This window comes from Salinimicrobium catena, assembly GCF_900102915.1.
Lineage (GTDB): Bacteria > Bacteroidota > Bacteroidia > Flavobacteriales > Flavobacteriaceae > Salinimicrobium > Salinimicrobium catena.
The window spans coordinates 23,446-43,744 of record NZ_FNGG01000001.1 but is presented as its reverse complement, the minus strand read 5'-3'; the positions used below and the strand labels follow the sequence as shown (position 1 = coordinate 43,744).

General features: G+C 44.1%; 19 protein-coding genes and 1 tRNA gene. 16 read left to right on the top strand and 4 right to left on the bottom strand.

The window, feature by feature from the left end; translation table 11 throughout:
* The first annotated feature begins 7 nt into the window (after window positions 1-7).
* The 5 genes from porK to BLS64_RS00190 all read left to right on the top strand — a co-directional run bounded on the left by porK (window position 8) and on the right by BLS64_RS00190 (window position 5,687).
* Window positions 8-1,363, top strand: coding sequence for a T9SS ring complex lipoprotein PorK/GldK (gene porK, locus BLS64_RS00210; RefSeq protein ID WP_093110570.1), 1,356 nt, complete (start codon window positions 8-10; stop codon window positions 1,361-1,363).
* Between the two features lie 57 nt (window positions 1,364-1,420).
* Window positions 1,421-2,062, top strand: a complete 642-nt coding sequence (gene porL / locus BLS64_RS00205; protein WP_093110568.1) for a type IX secretion system motor protein PorL/GldL — start codon at window positions 1,421-1,423, stop codon at window positions 2,060-2,062.
* A gap of 46 nt (window positions 2,063-2,108) precedes the next feature.
* The gene (gene porM, locus BLS64_RS00200) at window positions 2,109-3,647 is read left to right on the top strand and encodes a type IX secretion system motor protein PorM/GldM (protein ID WP_093110566.1); all 1,539 of its coding nucleotides are present in this window, start codon (window positions 2,109-2,111) and stop codon (window positions 3,645-3,647) included.
* A 13-nt stretch (window positions 3,648-3,660) separates the two neighbouring features.
* Window positions 3,661-4,551: a type IX secretion system ring subunit PorN/GldN gene (gene porN, locus BLS64_RS00195; protein WP_093110564.1), complete on the top strand. Its 891-nt coding sequence runs from the start codon at window positions 3,661-3,663 to the stop codon at window positions 4,549-4,551.
* Between the two features lie 71 nt (window positions 4,552-4,622).
* The gene (locus BLS64_RS00190) at window positions 4,623-5,687 is read left to right on the top strand and encodes an NAD(P)/FAD-dependent oxidoreductase (RefSeq protein WP_093110562.1); all 1,065 of its coding nucleotides are present in this window, start codon (window positions 4,623-4,625) and stop codon (window positions 5,685-5,687) included.
* Here BLS64_RS00190 and BLS64_RS00185 read toward each other — a convergent pair.
* Complete coding sequence (locus tag BLS64_RS00185) at window positions 5,671-6,063, bottom strand: DUF983 domain-containing protein (RefSeq protein WP_093110560.1); 393 nt, start codon at window positions 6,061-6,063, stop codon at window positions 5,671-5,673. The genes BLS64_RS00190 and BLS64_RS00185 overlap by 17 nt on opposite strands.
* A gap of 54 nt (window positions 6,064-6,117) precedes the next feature.
* On the opposite strand from BLS64_RS00185, the gene BLS64_RS00180 reads away from it, so the two are divergent.
* The 6 genes from BLS64_RS00180 (at window position 6,118) to BLS64_RS00155 (ending at window position 14,132) form a co-directional block, all read left to right on the top strand.
* The gene (locus BLS64_RS00180) at window positions 6,118-8,025 is read left to right on the top strand and encodes an ABC-F family ATP-binding cassette domain-containing protein (RefSeq protein ID WP_093110558.1); all 1,908 of its coding nucleotides are present in this window, start codon (window positions 6,118-6,120) and stop codon (window positions 8,023-8,025) included.
* A 60-nt stretch (window positions 8,026-8,085) separates the two neighbouring features.
* Window positions 8,086-9,228, top strand: a complete 1,143-nt coding sequence (locus tag BLS64_RS00175) for an efflux RND transporter periplasmic adaptor subunit (RefSeq protein ID WP_093110556.1) — start codon at window positions 8,086-8,088, stop codon at window positions 9,226-9,228.
* A complete protein-coding gene (locus tag BLS64_RS00170) occupies window positions 9,225-12,431 on the top strand; it encodes an efflux RND transporter permease subunit (protein ID WP_093110554.1) in 3,207 nt (1,068 codons plus the stop codon). Before BLS64_RS00175 ends, BLS64_RS00170 begins: the two co-directional genes overlap by 4 nt.
* Window positions 12,415-13,746 carry a TolC family protein gene (locus tag BLS64_RS00165; RefSeq protein ID WP_093110553.1) on the top strand — a complete coding sequence of 444 codons (1,332 nt, stop codon included), beginning with the start codon at window positions 12,415-12,417 and terminating at the stop codon, window positions 13,744-13,746. Before BLS64_RS00170 ends, BLS64_RS00165 begins: the two co-directional genes overlap by 17 nt.
* A 2-nt stretch (window positions 13,747-13,748) precedes the next feature.
* Window positions 13,749-13,931: a CPXCG motif-containing cysteine-rich protein gene (locus BLS64_RS00160; protein ID WP_093110551.1), complete on the top strand. Its 183-nt coding sequence runs from the start codon at window positions 13,749-13,751 to the stop codon at window positions 13,929-13,931.
* A gap of 128 nt (window positions 13,932-14,059) precedes the next feature.
* Window positions 14,060-14,132, top strand: a tRNA-Met gene (locus tag BLS64_RS00155).
* Window positions 14,133-14,223: 91 nt separating this feature from the next.
* Here the strand turns inward: BLS64_RS00155 and BLS64_RS00150 are convergent.
* Entirely contained in the window at window positions 14,224-14,481 is a 258-nt protein-coding gene (locus BLS64_RS00150; RefSeq protein WP_245693344.1) for a transposase, read from the bottom strand.
* 161 nt (window positions 14,482-14,642) lie between these two features.
* Here BLS64_RS00150 and BLS64_RS00145 point away from each other — a divergent pair, with 161 nt between their 5' ends.
* A complete protein-coding gene (locus tag BLS64_RS00145; RefSeq protein ID WP_143019252.1) occupies window positions 14,643-14,981 on the top strand; it encodes a hypothetical protein in 339 nt (112 codons plus the stop codon).
* Between the two features lie 52 nt (window positions 14,982-15,033).
* On the opposite strand, the gene BLS64_RS00140 is transcribed toward BLS64_RS00145, so the two are convergent.
* Window positions 15,034-15,510: a carboxymuconolactone decarboxylase family protein gene (locus BLS64_RS00140; protein WP_093110547.1), complete on the bottom strand. Its 477-nt coding sequence runs from the start codon at window positions 15,508-15,510 to the stop codon at window positions 15,034-15,036.
* Window positions 15,511-15,693: 183 nt separating this feature from the next.
* Between BLS64_RS00140 and BLS64_RS00135 the strand changes: the two genes are divergently transcribed.
* Complete coding sequence (locus tag BLS64_RS00135; RefSeq protein WP_093110545.1) at window positions 15,694-16,317, top strand: DUF4403 family protein; 624 nt, start codon at window positions 15,694-15,696, stop codon at window positions 16,315-16,317.
* 3 nt (window positions 16,318-16,320) lie between these two features.
* Here BLS64_RS00135 and BLS64_RS00130 read toward each other — a convergent pair whose 3' ends face one another.
* Window positions 16,321-17,145: a universal stress protein gene (locus BLS64_RS00130; RefSeq protein WP_093110543.1), complete on the bottom strand. Its 825-nt coding sequence runs from the start codon at window positions 17,143-17,145 to the stop codon at window positions 16,321-16,323.
* 112 nt (window positions 17,146-17,257) lie between these two features.
* Between BLS64_RS00130 and BLS64_RS00125 the strand changes: the two genes are divergently transcribed.
* The 3 genes from BLS64_RS00125 (at window position 17,258) to der (ending at window position 20,228) form a co-directional block, all read left to right on the top strand.
* Window positions 17,258-17,710, top strand: a complete 453-nt coding sequence (locus BLS64_RS00125) for an RNA methyltransferase (protein WP_093110541.1) — start codon at window positions 17,258-17,260, stop codon at window positions 17,708-17,710.
* 66 nt (window positions 17,711-17,776) lie between these two features.
* The gene (era, locus tag BLS64_RS00120) at window positions 17,777-18,661 is read left to right on the top strand and encodes a GTPase Era (protein ID WP_093110539.1); all 885 of its coding nucleotides are present in this window, start codon (window positions 17,777-17,779) and stop codon (window positions 18,659-18,661) included.
* A gap of 262 nt (window positions 18,662-18,923) precedes the next feature.
* A complete protein-coding gene (gene der, locus BLS64_RS00115) occupies window positions 18,924-20,228 on the top strand; it encodes a ribosome biogenesis GTPase Der (RefSeq protein WP_093110537.1) in 1,305 nt (434 codons plus the stop codon).
* Window positions 20,229-20,299 lie beyond the last annotated feature (71 nt).

Genomic DNA, 20,299 nt, shown 5'->3' with positions numbered 1-20,299 from the left:
AGATATTATGAGGAAACTATTTTTACTTATTGCTGTAATTTCTTTACTGGCTTCTTGCGGCCGGGGCGATCAGGGGCAATTGGTAGGCGTGCAGGGAAAGAAATGGCATCCGGAGAAACCTTTGGGTATGACATTGATCCCCGGAGGTGCTTTTATCATGGGAAAATCTGATGATGACAGGGTAGGTCTTAACAATGCACCGCCAAAAACAGTTACAGTTCGTTCTTTTTATATGGACGAGACAGAGATCACCAATTCTGAGTACCGGCAGTTCGTGAACTGGGTGCGTGATTCTGTAGTGCGAATGAAGCTGGCCATTTTTGCCGAAGAGATGGGTGAAACTCCGGGATCTGGCGGAATTGGCGAATATGCGTTTGCCGACACCGAGGAAGAGAACATGTCCGTTTACGAAAAGTACATGTATGACAACTATTACAGCATGGGCGGATACGAAGGCCGTAAACTGAACAAAAACGTGGATATCATCTGGGATACCCGTGATTATCCCGATGAATATTATGCCGAAGTGATGGATACCATGTACATTCCTATTGAAGAAGTGTACAACGGGCAACGTTCCATAGATGTAAAACATCTGAAGTTCCGCTATTCCTGGATGGACATTCAGGAAGCGGCGAGAGCAGAACCCGGAAAAAGGGCAGAGTTCATCAAAACCGAAGAGATCGCTATCTATCCCGATACCACTGTATGGATCAAAGATTTCAACTACTCCTATAATGAACCCATGCACAATGATTACTTTTGGCATGACGCTTACGGGGATTACCCAGTTGTAGGAGTTTCCTGGAAACAGGCCAGGGCATTTGCGCAGTGGAGAACGCTGTATCACAACACTTACCGTAAAGAAAGAGGAAAGCACAATGTGCCTGCTTACAGGCTGCCAACCGAGGCTGAATGGGAATATGCTGCCCGTGGAGGGCTTGAATCTGCGTCCTACCCCTGGGGAGGGCCTTATACCAAGAATGATCGAGGTTGTTTTATGGCAAACTTTAAACCTTTGAGAGGGGATTATGCGGCAGATCAGGCTTTGTATACGGTAGAAGCTCAGTCATACGAGCCAAACGATTACGGACTATACAACATGGCCGGTAACGTTTCTGAATGGGTTTTCTCTTCTTATGATCCGGGATCTTATGAATATTCTTCATCTATGAACCCTTCTGTGAATGATGATGCCAACATGAAAAAAGTAGTGCGCGGTGGTTCCTGGAAAGACGTGGCTTACTTCCTGCAGGTAAGTTCTCGAGATTACGAATATGCCGATACGGCCAGAAGTTACATTGGCTTTAGAACCGTGCAGGACTACCTGGGAACAGATGTTACCCTTAACCAAACCAGATAAAAAATCCCCCTAATTATACAACAACCTAAAAAAAACTCTATCTAAATTATTTGAATTATGGCACAAAAGAAGGGAACTAAGAAACTAATGAACATGGTGTACGGTCTAGGTGCATCTGTTGTAATCCTGGGAGCACTTTTCAAGATCATGCACTGGCCATTCGGTAACCTGATGCTAATCCTTGGTCTTATCGTAGAAGCTCTGGTATTCGCTGTTTCTGCATTCGAACCGGTTGACGATGAACTCGACTGGTCACTGGTCTATCCGGAACTAGCCGGAGGTGAGCCTTCCGCAAGAGGCGGAGCTGTGGTCACCACAGATGAGACCGATGGCATGTTATCTAAAAAGCTGGATGAGATCTTGCGCGAAGCCAAGATCGACGCAAACCTTATGGGAAGCCTGGGTGAAAGCATCCGTAACTTCGAAGGTGCCGCCAAAAATATTACTCCTACCGTTGATGCAATTGCATCTCAGAAGAGATACAGTGAAGAGATGAACCTGGCTGCAAATCAGCTGGAGTCTCTTAACAGCATCTATAAAGTTCAGGTAGAATCTGCAAGCCGCCAGTCAGAGATCAACGAAGCGGTAGCTGAAAATGCAGAAAGACTGAATGCACAGATGGAATCTCTGGCATCCAACCTTTCTTCTTTGAACGGTGTTTACGGCGGAATGCTTTCTGCCATGCACGTTAAGGCCTAAATTGGTTTAACTAACACGAATCAGTATTAAACATTAAACTAAGAGAATGGCTGGAGGTAAACAAACACCAAGACAGAAGATGATCAACCTGATGTATCTGGTCTTCATTGCGATGATGGCTTTGAACATGTCAAAAGAGGTTTTGACTGCATTTGGTAATATCAATGAAAAATTAGACGAATCAAATGCCTCTGTTGCTGAACGTAACGAGGCGGCCATGGCAGGCTTAGTGGCTAAAGCAGATGAACAGCCTGCAAAATACGGTCCGCTGCAGGAAAAGGCGGAAAAGATCCATGAGCTTACTACTAATTTCACCGCTTATCTTGAAGAGCTGAAGGAATACACTTTGGCCGATGTGGATGATCCGGATAATTACGAGGCTATGGATAAATCTGCGCAACTGGATGAATATTTCTTCCAGAGCGGGAAACCAAGCAACAAGGGTGAGGAATTCCTTCAAAGAATTGAGCAATACAGAGAAGGTGTTGCTTCTTTGATCGAAGATAATTATCCGCAGATCGCTGCAGAGGTAAGAAGGGAATTTTCAACCGAGCCTGTTGAAGACAGGGAAGGAGTGAAGAGACCATGGCTTGCATATAATTTTGAAGGCTTTCCTATGATCGCCTCTGTGACCAAATTTACCCAAATGCAGGGGGATGCCAGGTCTGCAGAGAACGATATTCTTTCTACCATGCTTTCAGGGCAACTGCAAAGTGAGGTTTCTTTGACCAATTATGACGCTATCGTGATTCCTGATAAAACCGCTTTCTTCAATGGTGAAAATTTCACCGGAAAAGTGGTGCTGGGAAGGGTAGATAAGACCTTGCGTTTTGATAACGTTGTGATCAACGGGAACAAAGTGGAGAGTACTGAAGCCGGACAGGTGCAGCTTGATTTTCCTGCAGGTAATGTGGGCGAACAGCAGATCACCGGTAAACTTGAATTTAAGGAAGGTGACTCCATCGTGTCTATTCCTGTAAAAAGTTCTTATAGTGTGATCCCTAAACCAAACTCTGCCGTGATCTCTGCAGATAAGATGAACGTGGTTTACCGTGGGGTTGCAAACCCAATGACCATTTCTATCCCAGGGGTTGGAAATGTTTCGGCAAACGCACCGGGCCTAAGGGCAACAGGTGGAGCCGGGAATTACGTTATGGATGTGACCACTCTTCAGGCCCGTGAGGTAACCATCAACGTTAGTGGTGAACTTCCTGGAGGAGAAAGAGTGACTGACAGTAAAACTTTCCGTGTTAAAGATATCCCACGACCTGTTGGAACCGTAAGAGGTGAGGACGGAACTGTGAGAATGCAGAGAAACACGCTTGAGATCGCCACTATTGGCGCTGCATTGCCAGATTTCGATTTCGATCTAGATCTAAGGGTTACCGGGTTCAAATTTAAAGTTCCCGGGCAGCCAACCGTACAGGTGAGAGGTCAGAAATTAGACGACAGGGCGATCGCTGCACTAAGAAGAGCCGGTAGAGGTGAGTCTGTTCAGATCTTTGATGTGGAAGCTCAGTTGGCAAACAACTCAGGCTATAAATTAAAACAGGTTTCTCCCGTTTTTGTGGAGCTAACAAACTAAACAGTATAGTAATATGAACTGGAACCGATTTTTAGTTGGAATATGTGGATTGCTCTTTTCGGTGACAACTTTTGGCCAGACGAATATTCTAAACGCCAAAAAACCCGAGGACATTGAAGGTCCTTCCAAGGCTGAACTGGCTTATGGGAAGAACGATCCGTTGGAGTATGGATACGTGGATACCCGCGATGTGCTGTGGTCTAAAACCACATGGGAGATCATTGACCTTGACGAAAGGGTGAATTTCCCGTTGTACTATCCAATAGACACAAACCAGATTGGAAGTTCCAGACGTTCTTTATATGATGTTTTGATCAAGAACATTAAGAACGGTAAGATCCAGGATATCTACGCAGATTCTTATTTTAACGATAAGATCCAGCTTAAAGATATTTCGGCTGCGCTCTCTAAAGTTGATACGACCGATCTTGGTATCGAGCAGTACAACGCAGGAGAAGAGATCGATCCGCAGTACATTAGCCGCAGGGATATTTCATCTGCCGATATTGCCGAGTACCATATTAGGGGGTACTGGTATTTTGATAAACGTCAGGCAGAGCTAAAGTACCGCCTATTGGGAATCGCTCCCGTAGCGCCCGATGTGAACTTCATTGATAGTGATGAACCGGCTCTTGTAGAGTTGTTCTGGGTGTGGTTTCCGTCAGCAAGAAAAGTGCTGAACGAAGCCTATGCTTTTAACCCAGGCAATACCTCTCAGCCTATTTCTTACGATCATTTGTTGAATGCCCGTAGGTTCCACGGAGTGATCTATGCTGAAGATAACCTGCAGGGAGACCGGCAGGTTGATGATTACATTAATAACAATGCCTTTATGCAGTTGCTCGAATCGCAGCGCATAAGAGAGCAGATAAGGAATTTTGAACAGGATATGTGGAATTATTAATTCACAAGTCTGTTGAAATTATAGAAACGCCTTTCTTCCCGGAAAGGCGTTTTTCTTTTTAAATTTACAGCATGAAAGATTACTTAATCGTTGGGCTGGGGCTAAGCGGAGCCAGTATAGCCTTCAGGCTTGAAAAAGCCAAAAGATCGTTCCTCGTTTACGATGACCAATCACAGGAGGCTTCCAAAGTGGCCGGAGGCTTCATGAACCCGGTTATCCTGAAGAGATTTACCCTTGCCTGGAAGGCAGATGAACAAATGGCCAAAGCTGTTCCTTTCTATGAGGAGATGGAAGAGCTCTTAAATAAGAAATTCATGGGGCCGCTGGAGATCTATCGCAGGTTCTCTTCTGTGGAAGAGCAGAACAACTGGTTTGCCGCTGCTGATAACCCTCGATTAGCGCCTTTTTTGGATGATAAGCTCATTTCAAACGTAAGCCCTCAGATCCCGGGCAAATATTCCTTCGGAAAAGTTCGAAATACCAAAAGGATCGATCCGCGGAACTTGCTAGAGTCTTATGCTGGGCACCTTCGGCAGCTAGGGAAGCTGAAAGAAGAGCCTTTCGATCATGAGGCACTAGAGATTCAGGAAGATGGCGTAGTCTACAAAGGGATCAGGGCCAAAAATATCATTTTTTGCGAAGGTTTCGGTCTGCTCAAAAATCCTTACTTTAAATACCTTCCGTTAAGGGGAAACAAAGGAGAATACATCATTATTAAAGCTCCTGGCCTCGACTTGCAGGTAGGGGTGAAATCTTCAATTTTCATATTTCCGGCAGGCGGAGATCATTTTGCGGTGGGAGCGACCTACAGCAATACTGATAAAACTCCCGAACCCACCACAGCGGCGCGGGAAGAGCTGGTAGAGAAGCTCAGGGATCTAATTGATGTGGATTTTGAAGTGGTAGACCAGGTGGCAGGACTTCGGCCTTCAACCATTGACAGGAGAGCCCTGGTGGGAAGGCATCCGGTGCACCAAAATCTTTACTGCTGCAATGGCTTCGGAAGCAGGGGCATCCTGTTGGCTCCAATGGTGTCCGAAGAACTGCTCAACTATATTGAAAAAAACAATAAACTCACTCCAGAGATCGATATCTCCCGCTTTACTAAAAAATGGTTCCCTAAATCTCAGATTTAGCCTTTTTTGGATCGTAGCTAAAGAAAAAATTGACCCAGATATTCCTGCTCCAGCGGATGATCACCGGCATAAAAACGATGAGGGTGATCACAATGGCAATAAAGGTGTTTAGCAGCGAAAGCTGGAAAAGCCAGTAAGAGATCACAAAAGCGGCAAATCCAAAAGCAATTCCTACAGCGTAACTTACGTACATGGCGCCAAAGAAGAACGACGGCTCCATCTTGTATTTGGTATGACAATTGGAGCAACGCTCGTGCATATCAAACAATTTGGATATCTTATAAGGATTAGGCTCCTTGTATATGCTTTCTTCCTGACATACAGGGCAGGTGCCGGTGAAAATGCTATATAGCTTGCTGCCTTTCAGGAAAGTCATGAGGTGTTTTTTAAGAGCCCAAATTTAAGCATCTTTGCAAAAAATAGAAAGAGAATGTTGAACATACATAATTTGTCGGTTTCCTTTGGGGGAGAATACCTTTTTGAAGAGATCACCTTCAGGCTGGGCGCGGGAGACAGGGTTGGGCTCATAGGAAAGAACGGTGCGGGAAAATCTACCATGCTCAAGATCCTTTCCGGAGAAATGGAACCGGACACCGGACAGATAGCGACCGACAAAGACCTGAAGATCGGTTTTTTAAAGCAGGATATAGATTTTATAGAAGGAAGAACTGTGCTGGAAGAGTCTTACCAGGCTTTTGAAGAGATCAAAAAGCTTGAAAAAGAGTTGGAGGAGATCAACCGGCAACTTGCCGAGCGAACAGATTATGAAAGTGAGGCCTACCATCAGCTTATGGTAGATCTAAACGATGTGCAGCATCAGTACGAAATTCACGGCGGGTACAACTATCAGGGCGAGACCGAAAGGATCCTGCAGGGGCTTGGTTTTAAAAGGGAAGATTTCAACAAGCTTACCGATACCTTTTCCGGCGGGTGGCGCATGAGAATAGAGTTGGCAAAGCTCCTGCTTCAGCAAAATGATATTCTGCTGCTGGATGAGCCTACCAACCACCTGGATATTGAATCTATCATCTGGCTGGAAAGCTTTCTGAACAACTATCCCGGGGCGGTGGTGATCGTTTCCCACGATAAGATGTTCCTGGATAATGTGACCAACAGGACCATAGAGATCTCTTTGGGCAGGATATATGACTTTAATAAGCCTTATTCAAAATACCTGGTGCTGCGGAAGGAGCTTCGGGAGCAGCAGCTGGCTTCACAAAAGAACCAGGAAAAGCAAATTCAGCAGACTGAAAAACTTATCGAAAAGTTTCGTGCCAAGGCTTCAAAGGCGAGCATGGCCCAGTCTCTGATAAAGAAGCTTGACAAAATAGACCGTATTGAGGTAGATGAGGATGACAATTCGGTGATGAACCTGAAATTTCCTGTTTCAGTAGTTCCCGGTAAGGTGGTGGTCGAAGCCCACCATATTTCTAAGAGCTATGGAGAACTGGAGGTGCTTCAGAATATTGACCTGCTGATAGAAAGAGATTCAAAAACGGCATTTGTGGGGCAGAACGGGCAGGGAAAATCCACCCTGGCCAAGATCATAGTGGGGGAGATAAAGCACAAGGGTGAACTTAAACTAGGGCACAATGTGCAGATAGGTTATTTCGCCCAAAACCAGGCCGAGCACCTGGACGGTTCTAAAACTGTGCTGGATACCATGATTGACGCGGCCAATGAATCCAACAGGGCAAAGGTTCGGGATATCCTGGGGTCTTTTCTTTTTCGTGGAGATGAAGTTGAGAAGTATGTAAGAGTGCTTTCGGGGGGAGAGCGTAACAGGCTTGCGTTAGCAAAGCTCATGCTGCAGCCTTTCAATGTGCTGGTGATGGATGAGCCTACCAACCACCTTGACATCAAATCAAAGAACGTTCTAAAGGATGCTTTAAAAAGTTTTGAAGGTACATTGATCCTGGTGTCTCACGACAGGGATTTTCTGCAGGGGCTTACCAACAAGGTGTATGAGTTCAAGGATCACAAGATCAAAGAATATCTGGGAGATATAGATTTTTACCTGGAGCAGCGTAAACTGAACGATATGCGGGAAGTGGAAAAACGAGATGTTCAGAAGCAGGTAGGCAAAGAGAGCAACAAGGACTCTTACCAGAATCAAAAAAAGCTGAAATCCCTCAACAACAAATTGAGCAATATCGAATCCAAGATCACCAAACTTGAAAAGGAGATAAAGGAAAAGGATGTGGAACTTGCCACAAATTATGAAGAATGCATGGCGAAGCCGAATTTCCTTGAAAAATACCATGCTAAGAAGAAGGAGCTTGAAAATCTTATGAAGGAGTGGGAACAGGTGCAGGAGGAGCTTGAGGTTATGGGATAGACCTTCGTGTTGAAATTTACGTTAAACCTTTTCCCTATTATATAGTCCAATCCTTTAATTATGGATACAAGAAAAATCATTCTCTCCGCTATAGGTGTAATTCTTATAGTAGCCGCCATTTTTGGTGCCAAAGCAATCATCGACAGCAACGTTCAGGAAAAACCTCAGGTTTCAAAAATTGTAAAAAATGTCTTTGTAGAAACGGTAAAAAATGGAACCGTACCCATTACGATTCCTGCCAATGGAAGTGTTACGGCGTTAAGTAAATTAGAGCTTTTTTCCGAAGTACAGGGAATCTTCCAAAGCAGCAGTCATGATTTCCGTCCGGGGCAAAAATACCAAAGAGGGGAAGTGTTATTGAATATTGATTCCCGTGAATATGCTGCCACTGTTCAGTCGGCTAAGAGTGATCTTTATAATGACATCACAGCGATCATGCCCGACCTGAGGCTGGATTATCCTGAAGCCTTTCCAAAATGGGAGCGTTACCTGAATAGTTTCGATATCAACAAAAGGGTTCCGCAACTTCCGGAAATGAACTCTGAAAAAGAAAAATATTTTATAACTGGTCGCGGAATTATATCTGCCTACTATAGTATTAAAAACCTGGAAGAACGGCTTGGAAAATATACAATAGTGGCGCCTTTTGACGGAGTATTGACCGAAGCGCTGGTAACTCGCGGAACTTTAATAAGACAGGGACAAAAACTTGGAGAATTCATAGATCCTTCGGTTTATGAGCTGGAGGTTTCAGTCGCCAAGAAATTCAGTGATCTGCTGCAGGTAGGGGAAAAGGTTGCCTTAACGAATCTTGATGAAACCGAAGAATATTCTGGAGTCATAAGCAGGATCAATGCCAGGGTAAATCAGGAAACTCAGACTATTGAGGTGTTTATAAGGGTAGAAGGTAAGGGAATTACAGAAGGTATGTTCCTGCAGGCATTAATAGATGCAAAAGATGAGGAGAACGCCATTGAGATCCCCAGGGAATTACTTGTTGACCGGTCCAAGGTCTATATAGTCAAAGACAGTGTCCTGGACCTCGTGAGTGTTCAGCCGGTTTACTTTGGAAAAAGCACAGTGGTCATAAAAGGTTTGGAAGATGGTGATAAAATGCTGTCTTCTAACGTGCCCGGGGCGTATTCAGGAATGTTGGTCACTATTCAGGAAGAGGAAAGTGCCATTAAAAGTGACAGGCCTTGAGAAAGATCATAAGTTATTTTATAAAGTACGAGGTTGCTGTCAATGTAGTGATCATCGCCTTTGCCATTTTTGGGATCGTTGGGGCGTTGCGAATGAAATCTTCATTCTTTCCGCTTGAAGAGTCCAGGATCATAAACATAAACATTGCTTATCCCGGTTCAGCTCCTGAAGAGATAGAGGAAGGAATTATTCTTAAGATTGAAGATAACCTTAAGGGTCTTGTAGGAATTGACCGGGTAACCTCTGTAGCCCGTGAAAGCGGCGGATCCATTACTGTAGAGATCGAACAGGATGAGAACATCGATGTGATGTTGACCGAGGTGAAAAATGCGGTAGACCGTGTTCCCTCTTTTCCTGCGGGTATGGAACCTCTGGTAGTTTCAAAGCAGGAATTTGTTAGACCTACCATCTCATTTGCCGTAAGTGGAGAGAACGTGCCGCTCGTTACTCTTAAAAGGATCGCTCAACAGATTGAAAACGACCTTCGAACCTTTGACGGTGTTTCACAGATCGAGATCTCGGGGTTTCCCGAGGAGGAAATAGAGATAGCAGTTAGCGAAGAAGCTCTTTTGGCACATGATCTTACCTTTGAAGAGGTGGCGAGAACCGTTGCCAGTGCCAATATTCTATCTACAGGAGGAACGGTAAAAACAGTTGCCGAGGATTATCTAATACGGGCCAACAATCGCGCATATTTTGCAGATGAATTAAATGACCTGGTACTTCTGTCTTCTGAAACCGGTGAAATTACAAGATTAGGAGAGGTTGCCGAAATACGGGACCAGTTTTCTGAAACCCCAAACGCTTCTTATTTTAACGGAAATGCGGCAGTAAACATTACCATTAGCAACACCAATAATGAAGATCTGCTTTCCACCGCTAAGCAGGTGAAAGAGTATATCGAAGAATACAACCAACGCAGCAGCAATGTTCAGCTCGATGTGGTTTTTGATTCGTCCATCACCTTAGAGCAAAGAACGCAGCTACTTCTTGAAAATGGACTGATGGGAATTCTTTTGGTGCTGTTCTTTCTCTCATTGTTCCTAAATATCAGGCTGGCCTTTTGGGTTGCTTTGGGACTTCCCATCTCTTTCCTGGGAATGTTCATTTTTGCAGGAACTTTAGGAGTGACCATTAATGTGCTTTCCCTGTTTGGGATGATCATTGTTATCGGAATTCTTGTGGATGACGGCATCGTGATCTCAGAAAATATTTACCAGCAATATGAAAAAGGTAAATCTCCTATTCATGCTGCTCTGGATGGCACCATGGAAGTGGTCCCTCCAATTATATCGGCTATAATCACCACGGTGCTCGCTTTTTCTACCTTTCTGTTCCTTGATAGCAGGATTGGAGAATTTTTTGGAGAGGTTTCAACAGTGGTGATCCTTACCCTCGGAATTTCCCTTATTGAGGCCCTGATAATACTTCCTGCTCATATTGCTCACTCAAGAGCCCTTAGAGATAGAAGTAAGGACCAGAAAACCAGGAAAAGACGTTTCGGGGCATTTTTTGCCAAAATGCGCGGTATAAATCGATTGGGAGATCGTATCATGGTCTACCAGCGTGACAAGATCTATTCCCCGGTATTGAAGTTCGTGATCAATAATCAGCTTTTTTCACTGGGAGTCCTGGCGGCCATATTGATACTTACTGTGGGATCTGTTGGAGGGGGTATCATAAGAGTCACCCTTTTCCCAAGCATCGCCAGCGACAGGGTGAGCATTGACCTTTTAATGCCTGAAGGGGTAAACCCACAAAGAACAGATTCCATTATTTCTATGGTGGAAGCAGCAGCATGGAGGGTAAACGAAGATTTCACCGAGAGGCAGTCGGGCAATAAGCAGGTTGTAGAAAACATCATTAAAAGAGTAGGTCCCGGAAATAACAAAGCTTCTTTACAGGTAAACCTGTTACCGGGTGAGGAAAGAGATTTTAGTTCTCCTGAGATCACCAATGCTATCAGGGATGAGGTGGGACCTGTATACGGCGTGGAAAACCTCACTTTTGGTTCGGGAGGAAATTTTGGTGGCGCACCAATTTCGGTTTCTTTACTGGGAAACAATTTGAACGAACTCGAAGCGGCTAAAGAGGAACTCAAGGAAAACCTGGAAAACAATTCCTTGCTAAAAGATGTTAGTGATAACGATCCAAAAGGAATAAAAGAGATCAATGTCAAACTAAAAGATAATGCTTATGCTTTGGGGCTTGATCTGAGTGAAGTGATGAGACAGGTTAGGAATGGCTTTTTTGGAGCCCAGGCGCAACGTTTTCAAAGAGGACAGGATGAAATAAGGGTGTGGGTTAGATATGATCTTGAAAATCGTTCCTCTATTACAGATCTCGATGAAATGCGTATTATGACTCCTTCCGGAAGCAGAGTGCCTTTTGATGAAATTGCGAATTATGAAATAATAAGAGGAACAGAATCCATTAGTCATCTTGACGGAAGACGTGAGATCAGGGTCACTGCAGATATGGAAGACCCTAATGGAAGTTCCACAGAAATACTTGCAGATATCCAGGAAAATATAATGCCTCAGATCCTTGATACCTATCCCAGTATTTCGGTTTCCTATGAAGGTCAGAACAGGGAGGCAGGAAAGCTGACCGGTTCTGCCAAGAAGGTACTACCCATTATTTTGTTCCTGATCTATGCCACCATTGCTTTTACTTTTAGAAGTTACAGTCAGCCGTTATTGTTAATGATCATGATCCCCTTCAGTATTATAGGAGTTGCCTGGGGTCATTGGATACATGATTTCCCTATCAACGTGCTTTCGGCTTTGGGAATTATCGCTCTTGTGGGAATTATGGTCAATGATGGACTTGTCTTGATCGGGAAATTCAACAGTTATCTTAGGGAAGGTATGGAGTTTAAGGAGGCGCTGTACCAGGCGGGCCGTTCTAGATTCCGCGCGATCTATCTTACTTCCTTGACCACCATTGCCGGGCTCGCACCCTTATTGCTGGAAAAAAGCAGGCAGGCTCAATTTTTAAAACCTATGGCGATCTCTATTTCCTACGGAATCGCAATAGCAACTGTCCTAACCCTGTTCCTTTTGCCGCTGTTATTATCTGTGAGCAATAAACTTAAAGTAGGAACAAAATGGTTGGCTACAGGAGATAGGATTTCCAGTGAGGAAGTGGAAAGAGCTATTAAAGAACAGAAAGAAGAAGCAGAGCATGAAGCGAATATTTAACTGGTTGTTTATTTTGCCTGCCCTGATATCTTTTCAGATGATGGGGCAGGAGACAGTACTGTCAAAAGAAGAAGCCGTAAAGGCCGCTTTGGATTACAATTATGGAATAAAAATATCCTCTAACCGGGTGGAGATCGCAGAAAACAATCAAAGTATCTGGAATTCCGGGTATCTGCCTTCACTAACCGGCTTGGCAGGAGCCTCGTATGATATTAACGATCGCAATACCGAAATACAGGGAGAAGAAACGATTGACCAAAATAATGTCGAAAACGAGCTTTACAGAGGTTCTTTAAATGTTGATTATCTTTTGTTCGACGGGTTGGGGAGATATTATAATTTCAAAAGCCTGAAGGAAGAGTATCATCTCTCCCGCCTGGAAGCAAGGGAAACGGTTGAAAATACCATTTTGCAATTGATGTCGGTGTATTTTGAGATTGCACGCCTATATGAAAATATAGATGTGTTGGCAGAGAGTATGCAGATCTCCAGGGATAGGGTTGTGAGAGCTAAGTATCAATATGAATATGGACAGGTAAACAACCTGGCTGTTTTGAACGCCCGGGTGGATGTTAATAATGACAGTATCAATTTGCTCCAGGCGAGACAACAGCTCAATAACACCAAAAGAGATCTCAATGTGTTGCTGGACAGGGAAATGGAAAATTTAAGCTATATGGTAGATACTACGGTGACTTTTCTTCCCATGTTACAAATAGAAAATTTGATCGCTCAGGCATCTGAAAATAACGTGCGCATCCTCCAAAGTGAATCTTCCATTACTATCAGCGAATATGATATTAAAGTGAGTAAATCGGGATATTTACCTTCCGTAGGTCTCACGGGCTCTTACGGCTGGAATCAAAACATAGGGGGCCCGACAGCTTTTTTTCCCGGTTCCACCACTAGCACTACAGGTCTTTCTGCAGGAGTTAATCTTACCTGGAACATCTTTGACGGTGGACGAACCAGAATCCAAACTCAGAACAGTAAGATCAATAATGAAACTCAGCGTCTCTTGAAAGAGCAGGTTGAGCTGGAAGTAAGAAGGGATATCGCCAATGCCCTAGGGACTTATGAGAATAAACTATACATTTTCCATGTTCAGGAAGAAAATGTGATTACCAATCTGGACAATTTCAACCGTACACAGGAACAATACAAACTGGGACAGGTTTCCTCTATCGAATTCCGGCAGGCGCAGATCAATTTATTGAACGCCAGGACCAGCCTGAACCTGGCAAAATATGACGCTAAGCTTGCAGAGCTTGAAGTGTTGCGACTTACCGGTCAACTTCTTAATGTGGAATATTAAAAATGAAGGAACATTTTTTTCAATGTCCATATTGCTGGGAGGAAATATCGGTTTTGTTAGATTCTTCTATTTCCTTTCAAAAGTATATTGAAGATTGTGAGGTGTGTTGTAATCCCATTGAAATCAATGCACAGTTTGAAGACCGAGAGCTAATTTCTTTTGAGGCGAGAAGTATAGAGCAGTAATAAAGGATTTATGCTGTTCAATCCGCTGACAGCAAGAATAGTAAGCAATGAGAGGAGGTTTTGTCGAAATTATTTTCCTTAAAACCTTTGGAGAAACAAAAAGTGATTGTATATTTGCAGTGCAATATCGCGGGATAGAGCAGTAGGTAGCTCGTCGGGCTCATAACCCGAAGGTCACTGGTTCGAGTCCAGTTCCCGCTACGAAGAGAAAACCACCTTTATTAAGGTGGTTTTTTTGTTTCCGGCCCTTTCCCTTTGCTTGGGTTTCTCAGAAAATCCTACTATATACGGATCATTCTAAATGTTGGGGATTAGGCAAAGATTCTGGTTTAATCTGAACAAGAAGAATTCTACATTTTTTCACTCCTTTAAATTGACTTCTGAAGGCCTTTATCTTTGCATAAAAAGATTCTGCAGAGGCATTTGTGCTTCTGTTATGGAAGTAGTTTAAAATGGTACTGTAGTTAAGTTTTATGCTGTTAGCTACTGTATTAAATGATCTGAACCCGGCTTCTTCAACTTCTCTATACCAGTGAGCTAATTTAGTCAATGCTATACCAAACCACCTTTTTTTGAGGTGGTTTTTTGTTTCTGAAGGTCACCGGTTCCGCCGAGGCTGCGGGGCTTTTTCCACTAAATTCTCCTATTCCCACGTTTTTATTTGCCAGTTTCCCGGGAAGGACTATTTTCGCCGCCCCAAATCTTAATATTATGTTAACTAAAGAAATAGGCGGTCTGGAAGAGCGCTTCCTGCGAAAGTTCAGATCAGGAAAAAGGATTGTTGAGCTAAAGGATCAGAAGGAGATACAGGTTTTTCAGATGCTGCAAAGGTTCGATCTTATTCGGGCAGGAGCTCGAGGGATCTTTAGGATCACCTCCAAAGGTGAACATGCATTGGGGGTGGGAGTGAAAAGATACCTCACCAACCTTCGACTGGAGAAAAAACTTTTTAAGGATTACATGAAAGCAAAGGATCATAACCTATGGTTCGCGGTCTTTGGAATCATTGGATTAGCACTGCTCGCCTTAGGATGGTATTTAACCAATTGAGTTTAATAAAAAACCACCTGTAACAGGTGGTTTTTTGACCCTTGGCAGGATCTTACTTTTTTGACTTTGCAGCCATGTGCTGCATCATTGCATCAAACTCAGATTTGAATTTTTCAAAATCTATCTGATTGCCCTGCAAGATCATGCTCCAGTGTCTGGTTTGGGCACCCTGGGCAACAGCCTCCTGTATTTCCTCTTCGGTCGCACCATAAGCTTTGGCCGAGGCGGTGTGATAATGAATACAATAATCACAGGGAATTTGAGCGGCTACAGCCAATTGTAAAAGTTCCCTGTATTTGGCCGGGATCTTGCTCTCGGGACTATTCAGTTTTTTGAAGCTTTCCCAGGCTCCCCCCAGGGCATGTTCAGGGAATACTTCGAACATGCTAGGGAACATTCCAAATTCCTCTTCAATTTCTTTCTTCGCATTGTCGTATGACATGTCCTGGGCAAAAATACCTGCAGATAAGAGCATCATGGTAACTAAAAACGACCATTTCTTCAACGAACTGTAAATCATCTTTTTCATAGTACTCAAATTTTAAATTAGTGTAAATTAAGTTACGTCATTTTTATGATTTTAAATACCTGAATATTAGTTAATTACAATCAATCATTAATGGGTTTTGACCATTTGTAGAAGTTCTTTTAACCCTCTCTTGTGAGGCTTCAGAGCTTCTTTTTTCTTATCTTCTCCTGTAAATCAACAGGTATGGAGAACATTGAAAAGCCACAAGAAAACCTGGTCCTGAACCTGCCGGTAAAGATCAGTTATAAGGTTTTGGAAGCCTATCTTAGAAAGGAGCTGGTTGGCGAGGTGATCCGTGATGATCACAGTAAGGAGGAGACTTCAGAATATGCCCAGATCCTGGCGCTTTCGCTTCGGAAAAGCGGGAAAGAGAATTTTGATCTTGCCCTCATCCTTCGCATCAAAACCCTCACCTCCTTTTTCAAGAACAAGATCCTGAGGCTTAATTTTCATGCCTCCCTGCAATTTGAGAAAGAAAAACAGGAGATCTTTGTAAATGATTATTCCCTGGAAGGGGAGAACAGGAGCTGGCTTATGAACAAGTTCATCCAGGTGCTGGCGAATACCTTTATGTACAGCAGCCTTAAAAAGAAGATGAGGTTCAATTTTTCGCCAGTAATTGAGGAACAATTGAAAAGCATAAACGACAAGCTGAATTCTCAATTTGAAGTTTTTGATGGCATCTTTCTCACCGGAAAAATTCAGGATTTCAGAATAACCGAGATCGTGCCGGGCGAGGACTATCTCCTGGTTTCCGTGGCAGCCGCGGGTAGCGGATTGGTGAACGTACAGGAGCTCAATTTCTAATTGTTAGGTATTGAGACTCAGCACCGGTATCGTCAGGTGGTTGATAAGTCTCTCGCTCATGCTTCTTCTAAAGAGCGGCAAAAGGCCAGATCGGCCATGCGTGACCACCGCTACCAAATCACATTCGCAGGATTTTAGAAAATTTTCGATCCCGCGTTCCTCGTTACGGGCGTTGATTATATTTCTTTTCACCCGGTCCTTAGGCATTGTGCTCAGGAAGCCCTCCATTTTGTCCTGAATGTCCCCGCTTTCAAGGAAATAATACGGGGTGTTGACATAAAGCACTTGTATGTGGGCTTGAAGGCCTTGTGCCAGCTCCAGCAGGGTTTCGAATTTCTCCCTGGATTCATCCTGAAAATCTGATACCAAGACCCAGTTTTTAGGTAAGCTGTGCCTGTCGGTTAACTTCACTGCAAGTACCGGCACGGTAGATCTGTTGATCACCTTAAGGGTATTGGTGCCCATAACCTTGTCGATTCCCTTTTGCCCATGGGTACCCATCACCACCAGGTTGTAGCTGTTTTTGCTGATGTATTTCGGTATTTCCTCGATCCCTGTATTAAAAATTAAGGAAGTACAGGCATCCACGCCTTGATTTTCGGCCATTCTTTCCAGTTTGAAAAGGGCATCTTTCGCACTCCCTATGGCGGCTTTTGTTTCCGGATAAAGCGACTCTTTTTCCAGGGGGATCTTTTTCCATTCCACCGGGGTCGAGATAATATGCAAAAAGGTCACTCCGGAATTGAGTTGTTTGGCGATCTCTACCCCGTATTTGGCTGCAAGTTCGGCGCTCTTGGAAAAATCGGTTGGGATTAAAACATTTTTCACGGTCGGGAATCTTCTTAAAGATATTCTCTTATTCGCTTTTCTGAAATGACTTTTGTCATTCTTAATTTTTTCTGAATTGGAAAGGCTCTAAAAATCCGTATTTTTGCCCCCTATGAAAGTGGATAACCTCAAACAGGGATTCTTCGGAATTGGCATACAGAATGGAAAAACTCCAGAAAACCTCGGAGTGCTGTGGCGTTCTGCCCAGAACATGGGCGCCAGCTTTATCTTCACGATAGGGAACAGGTACGCGAAACAGGCTTGTGATACGCACAAGGCGGTGGGCGCCATGCCTTATTTTCATTATGAGACTTTTGAGGATTTTTATACGCACCTCCCAAAAGGCGCCATGCTGGTGGGAGTGGAACTCACCGAAGAAGCAGAGCCTCTTGAGGAGTTCAAACACCCCAGGCGCTGCGTGTATCTGCTGGGCGCCGAAGATCACGGACTTTCCAAAAAAGCCATTGAAAAAGCGCATTTTCTGGTGAAATTCAGATCAACCTACAGCCTTAATGTTTCGGTTGCCGGCAGCATCGTAATGTATGACCGGGGAATGAAGCAGTAAGCAAACAATCTTTTTCCGCATTGTGAGGGGGGCGATAAAACCGGTATCTTTGTAAAAAATTAAGTTATGGCGCACAAGGCTGGTTTTGTCAATATCATAGGAAATCCCAACGTGGGGAAGTCCACGCTCATGAACGCGTTTGTGGGCGAGAAGCTAAGTATCATCACCTCCAAGGCGCAAACCACACGCCACCGCATTCTTGGGATAGTGAACGGGGATGATTTTCAGGTCATTTTAAGTGACACCCCCGGGATCATCAAACCCGCATACCAGCTGCAGGAGTCAATGATGGACTTTGTGAAATCGGCTTTTGAAGATGCCGATGTGCTGGTTTATATGGTAGAGATCGGCGAGAAAGAATTAAAGGATGAGGCTTTCTTCAATAAGATCATTCATTCTGAAATTCCCGTGCTGCTGTTGCTGAATAAGATAGATAAATCCAATCAGGAGCAGCTTGAAGAGCAGGTACAGCTTTGGAAGGAAAAAGTGCCCAACGCCGAGATCTTTCCGGTTTCCGCTTTGGAAGGGTTCAACGTGCCGCAGGTGTTCAACCGCATCGTTGAGCTGTTGCCCGAATCTCCTGCTTTTTACCCAAAAGATACGCTTACAGATAAGCCTGAACGCTTTTTCGTCAACGAGATCATCCGCGAAAAGATTCTTATGCACTACAAAAAAGAGATCCCGTACAGCGTGGAGATCGAGACTGAAGAATTCTTCGAGGAAGAAAATATCATTCGCATGCGCAGCGTGATCATGGTGGAGCGGGAAACCCAGAAGGGTATCATCATTGGGCATAAAGGCGCCGCCCTTAAAAGAGTGGGAGTGGAAGCCCGTAAGGATCTCGAAAATTTCTTCGGAAAACAGGTTCATCTGGAACTTTATGTAAAGGTGAACAAGAACTGGCGCAGTGATGCCAGACAGCTGAGGCGTTTCGGGTACAACGACAATTAGAATCCCGAATTCAGGATTTAAAATTCAAAATTTTGGAGTTCTGTTGCCTTTTAAAGAAGTTTCAGTTCTTTTCTCCTTGAGCGTTATACTTGATCTTCGCTCCGCGAATTTTTGATTTTTCAGGACCTTCTGTCCGCTGTCCACCATCCACTAATACTGAATATTTTACTCAAATAAGAACTATAATCTCAATTCTCACATCTCAATACTAATATCTCAATTAAAAACTCGTAATTTTGCACCCTATTTAGAAAAATGAATTATGAGCAGTATTGTAGCCATTGTAGGACGGCCTAATGTTGGGAAATCCACTTTCTTCAACCGGTTGATCCAGAGAAGGGAAGCCATTGTGGATTCGGTGAGCGGGGTGACCCGTGACCGACACTACGGCAAGACCGACTGGAACGGCCGCGGATTTTCGGTTATCGATACCGGCGGATATGTGATTGGGAGCGAAGATGTCTTTGAAGCCGAGATCGACAAGCAGGTGGAACTGGCTATTGAAGAAGCCGATGCGATTATCTTCATGGTTGACGTGGAAACAGGGGTCACTCCTATGGATGAGGATGTAGCTAACCTGCTGCGCAGGGTCAACAAACCTGTCTTTCTTGCCGTAAACAAAGTTGATAATGCCAAACGTTTGGAAAATGCGGTGGAATTTTACTCTCTTGGCCTGGGGGAATATTTTCCCATTGCCAGTACCAACGGGAGCGGAACAGGGGAGTTGCTTGATGCTCTTGTGGAAGCCCTTCCCGAAGATACCCGCGAAGAAGAGGCAGAACTGCCGCGCTTTGCAGTGGTAGGACGCCCTAACGCAGGGAAATCCTCCTTTATCAATGCGCTCATAGGGGAAGACCGCTACATAGTGACCGATATTGCCGGTACTACCCGCGATTCCATAGATACCCGTTACAACCGCTTCGGATTTGAGTTCAACCTGGTAGATACGGCCGGGATAAGGAGAAAATCAAAGGTGAAGGAAGACCTGGAGTTCTATTCTGTCATGAGGTCGGTACGTGCCATCGAACATTGCGATGTGTGTTTGATCGTGATGGATGCCACCCGCGGCTTTGACGGACAGGTGCAGAACATCTTCTGGCTGGCGCAAAGAAACCGAAAAGGTATCGTGATTCTTGTGAACAAATGGGATTTGGTTGATAAGGAAACCAATACCATGAAGGAGTATGAAGCGCAGATAAGACGAGAAATGGAACCTTTTACAGACGTGCCTATCGTTTTCATGTCTGTTCTTACCAAACAAAGGATCTATAAGGCCATCGAGACGGCCGTCGAGGTTTATCAGAACCGAAGCAAAAAGATCAAGACAAGCGAACTCAACGAGGTGATGCTGCCTATTATTGAGGCTTATCCGCCGCCGGCATACAAAGGCAAGTATGTGAAGATAAAATTCTGTACCCAGCTGCCCACGCCGCAGCCGCAGTTCGCTTTCTTCTGTAATTTGCCGCAGTACGTAAAAGATCCGTATAAACGCTTTATAGAGAATAAGCTTCGGAAGGAATTCAACTTCACCGGAGTTCCGGTTTCAGTCTACTTCAGAAAGAAATAATAAGGAGTTACATAAAAAAGAAGCCTCCCGAAAATGCCATTTTCGGGAGGCTTTTTTTATACTTAATACTT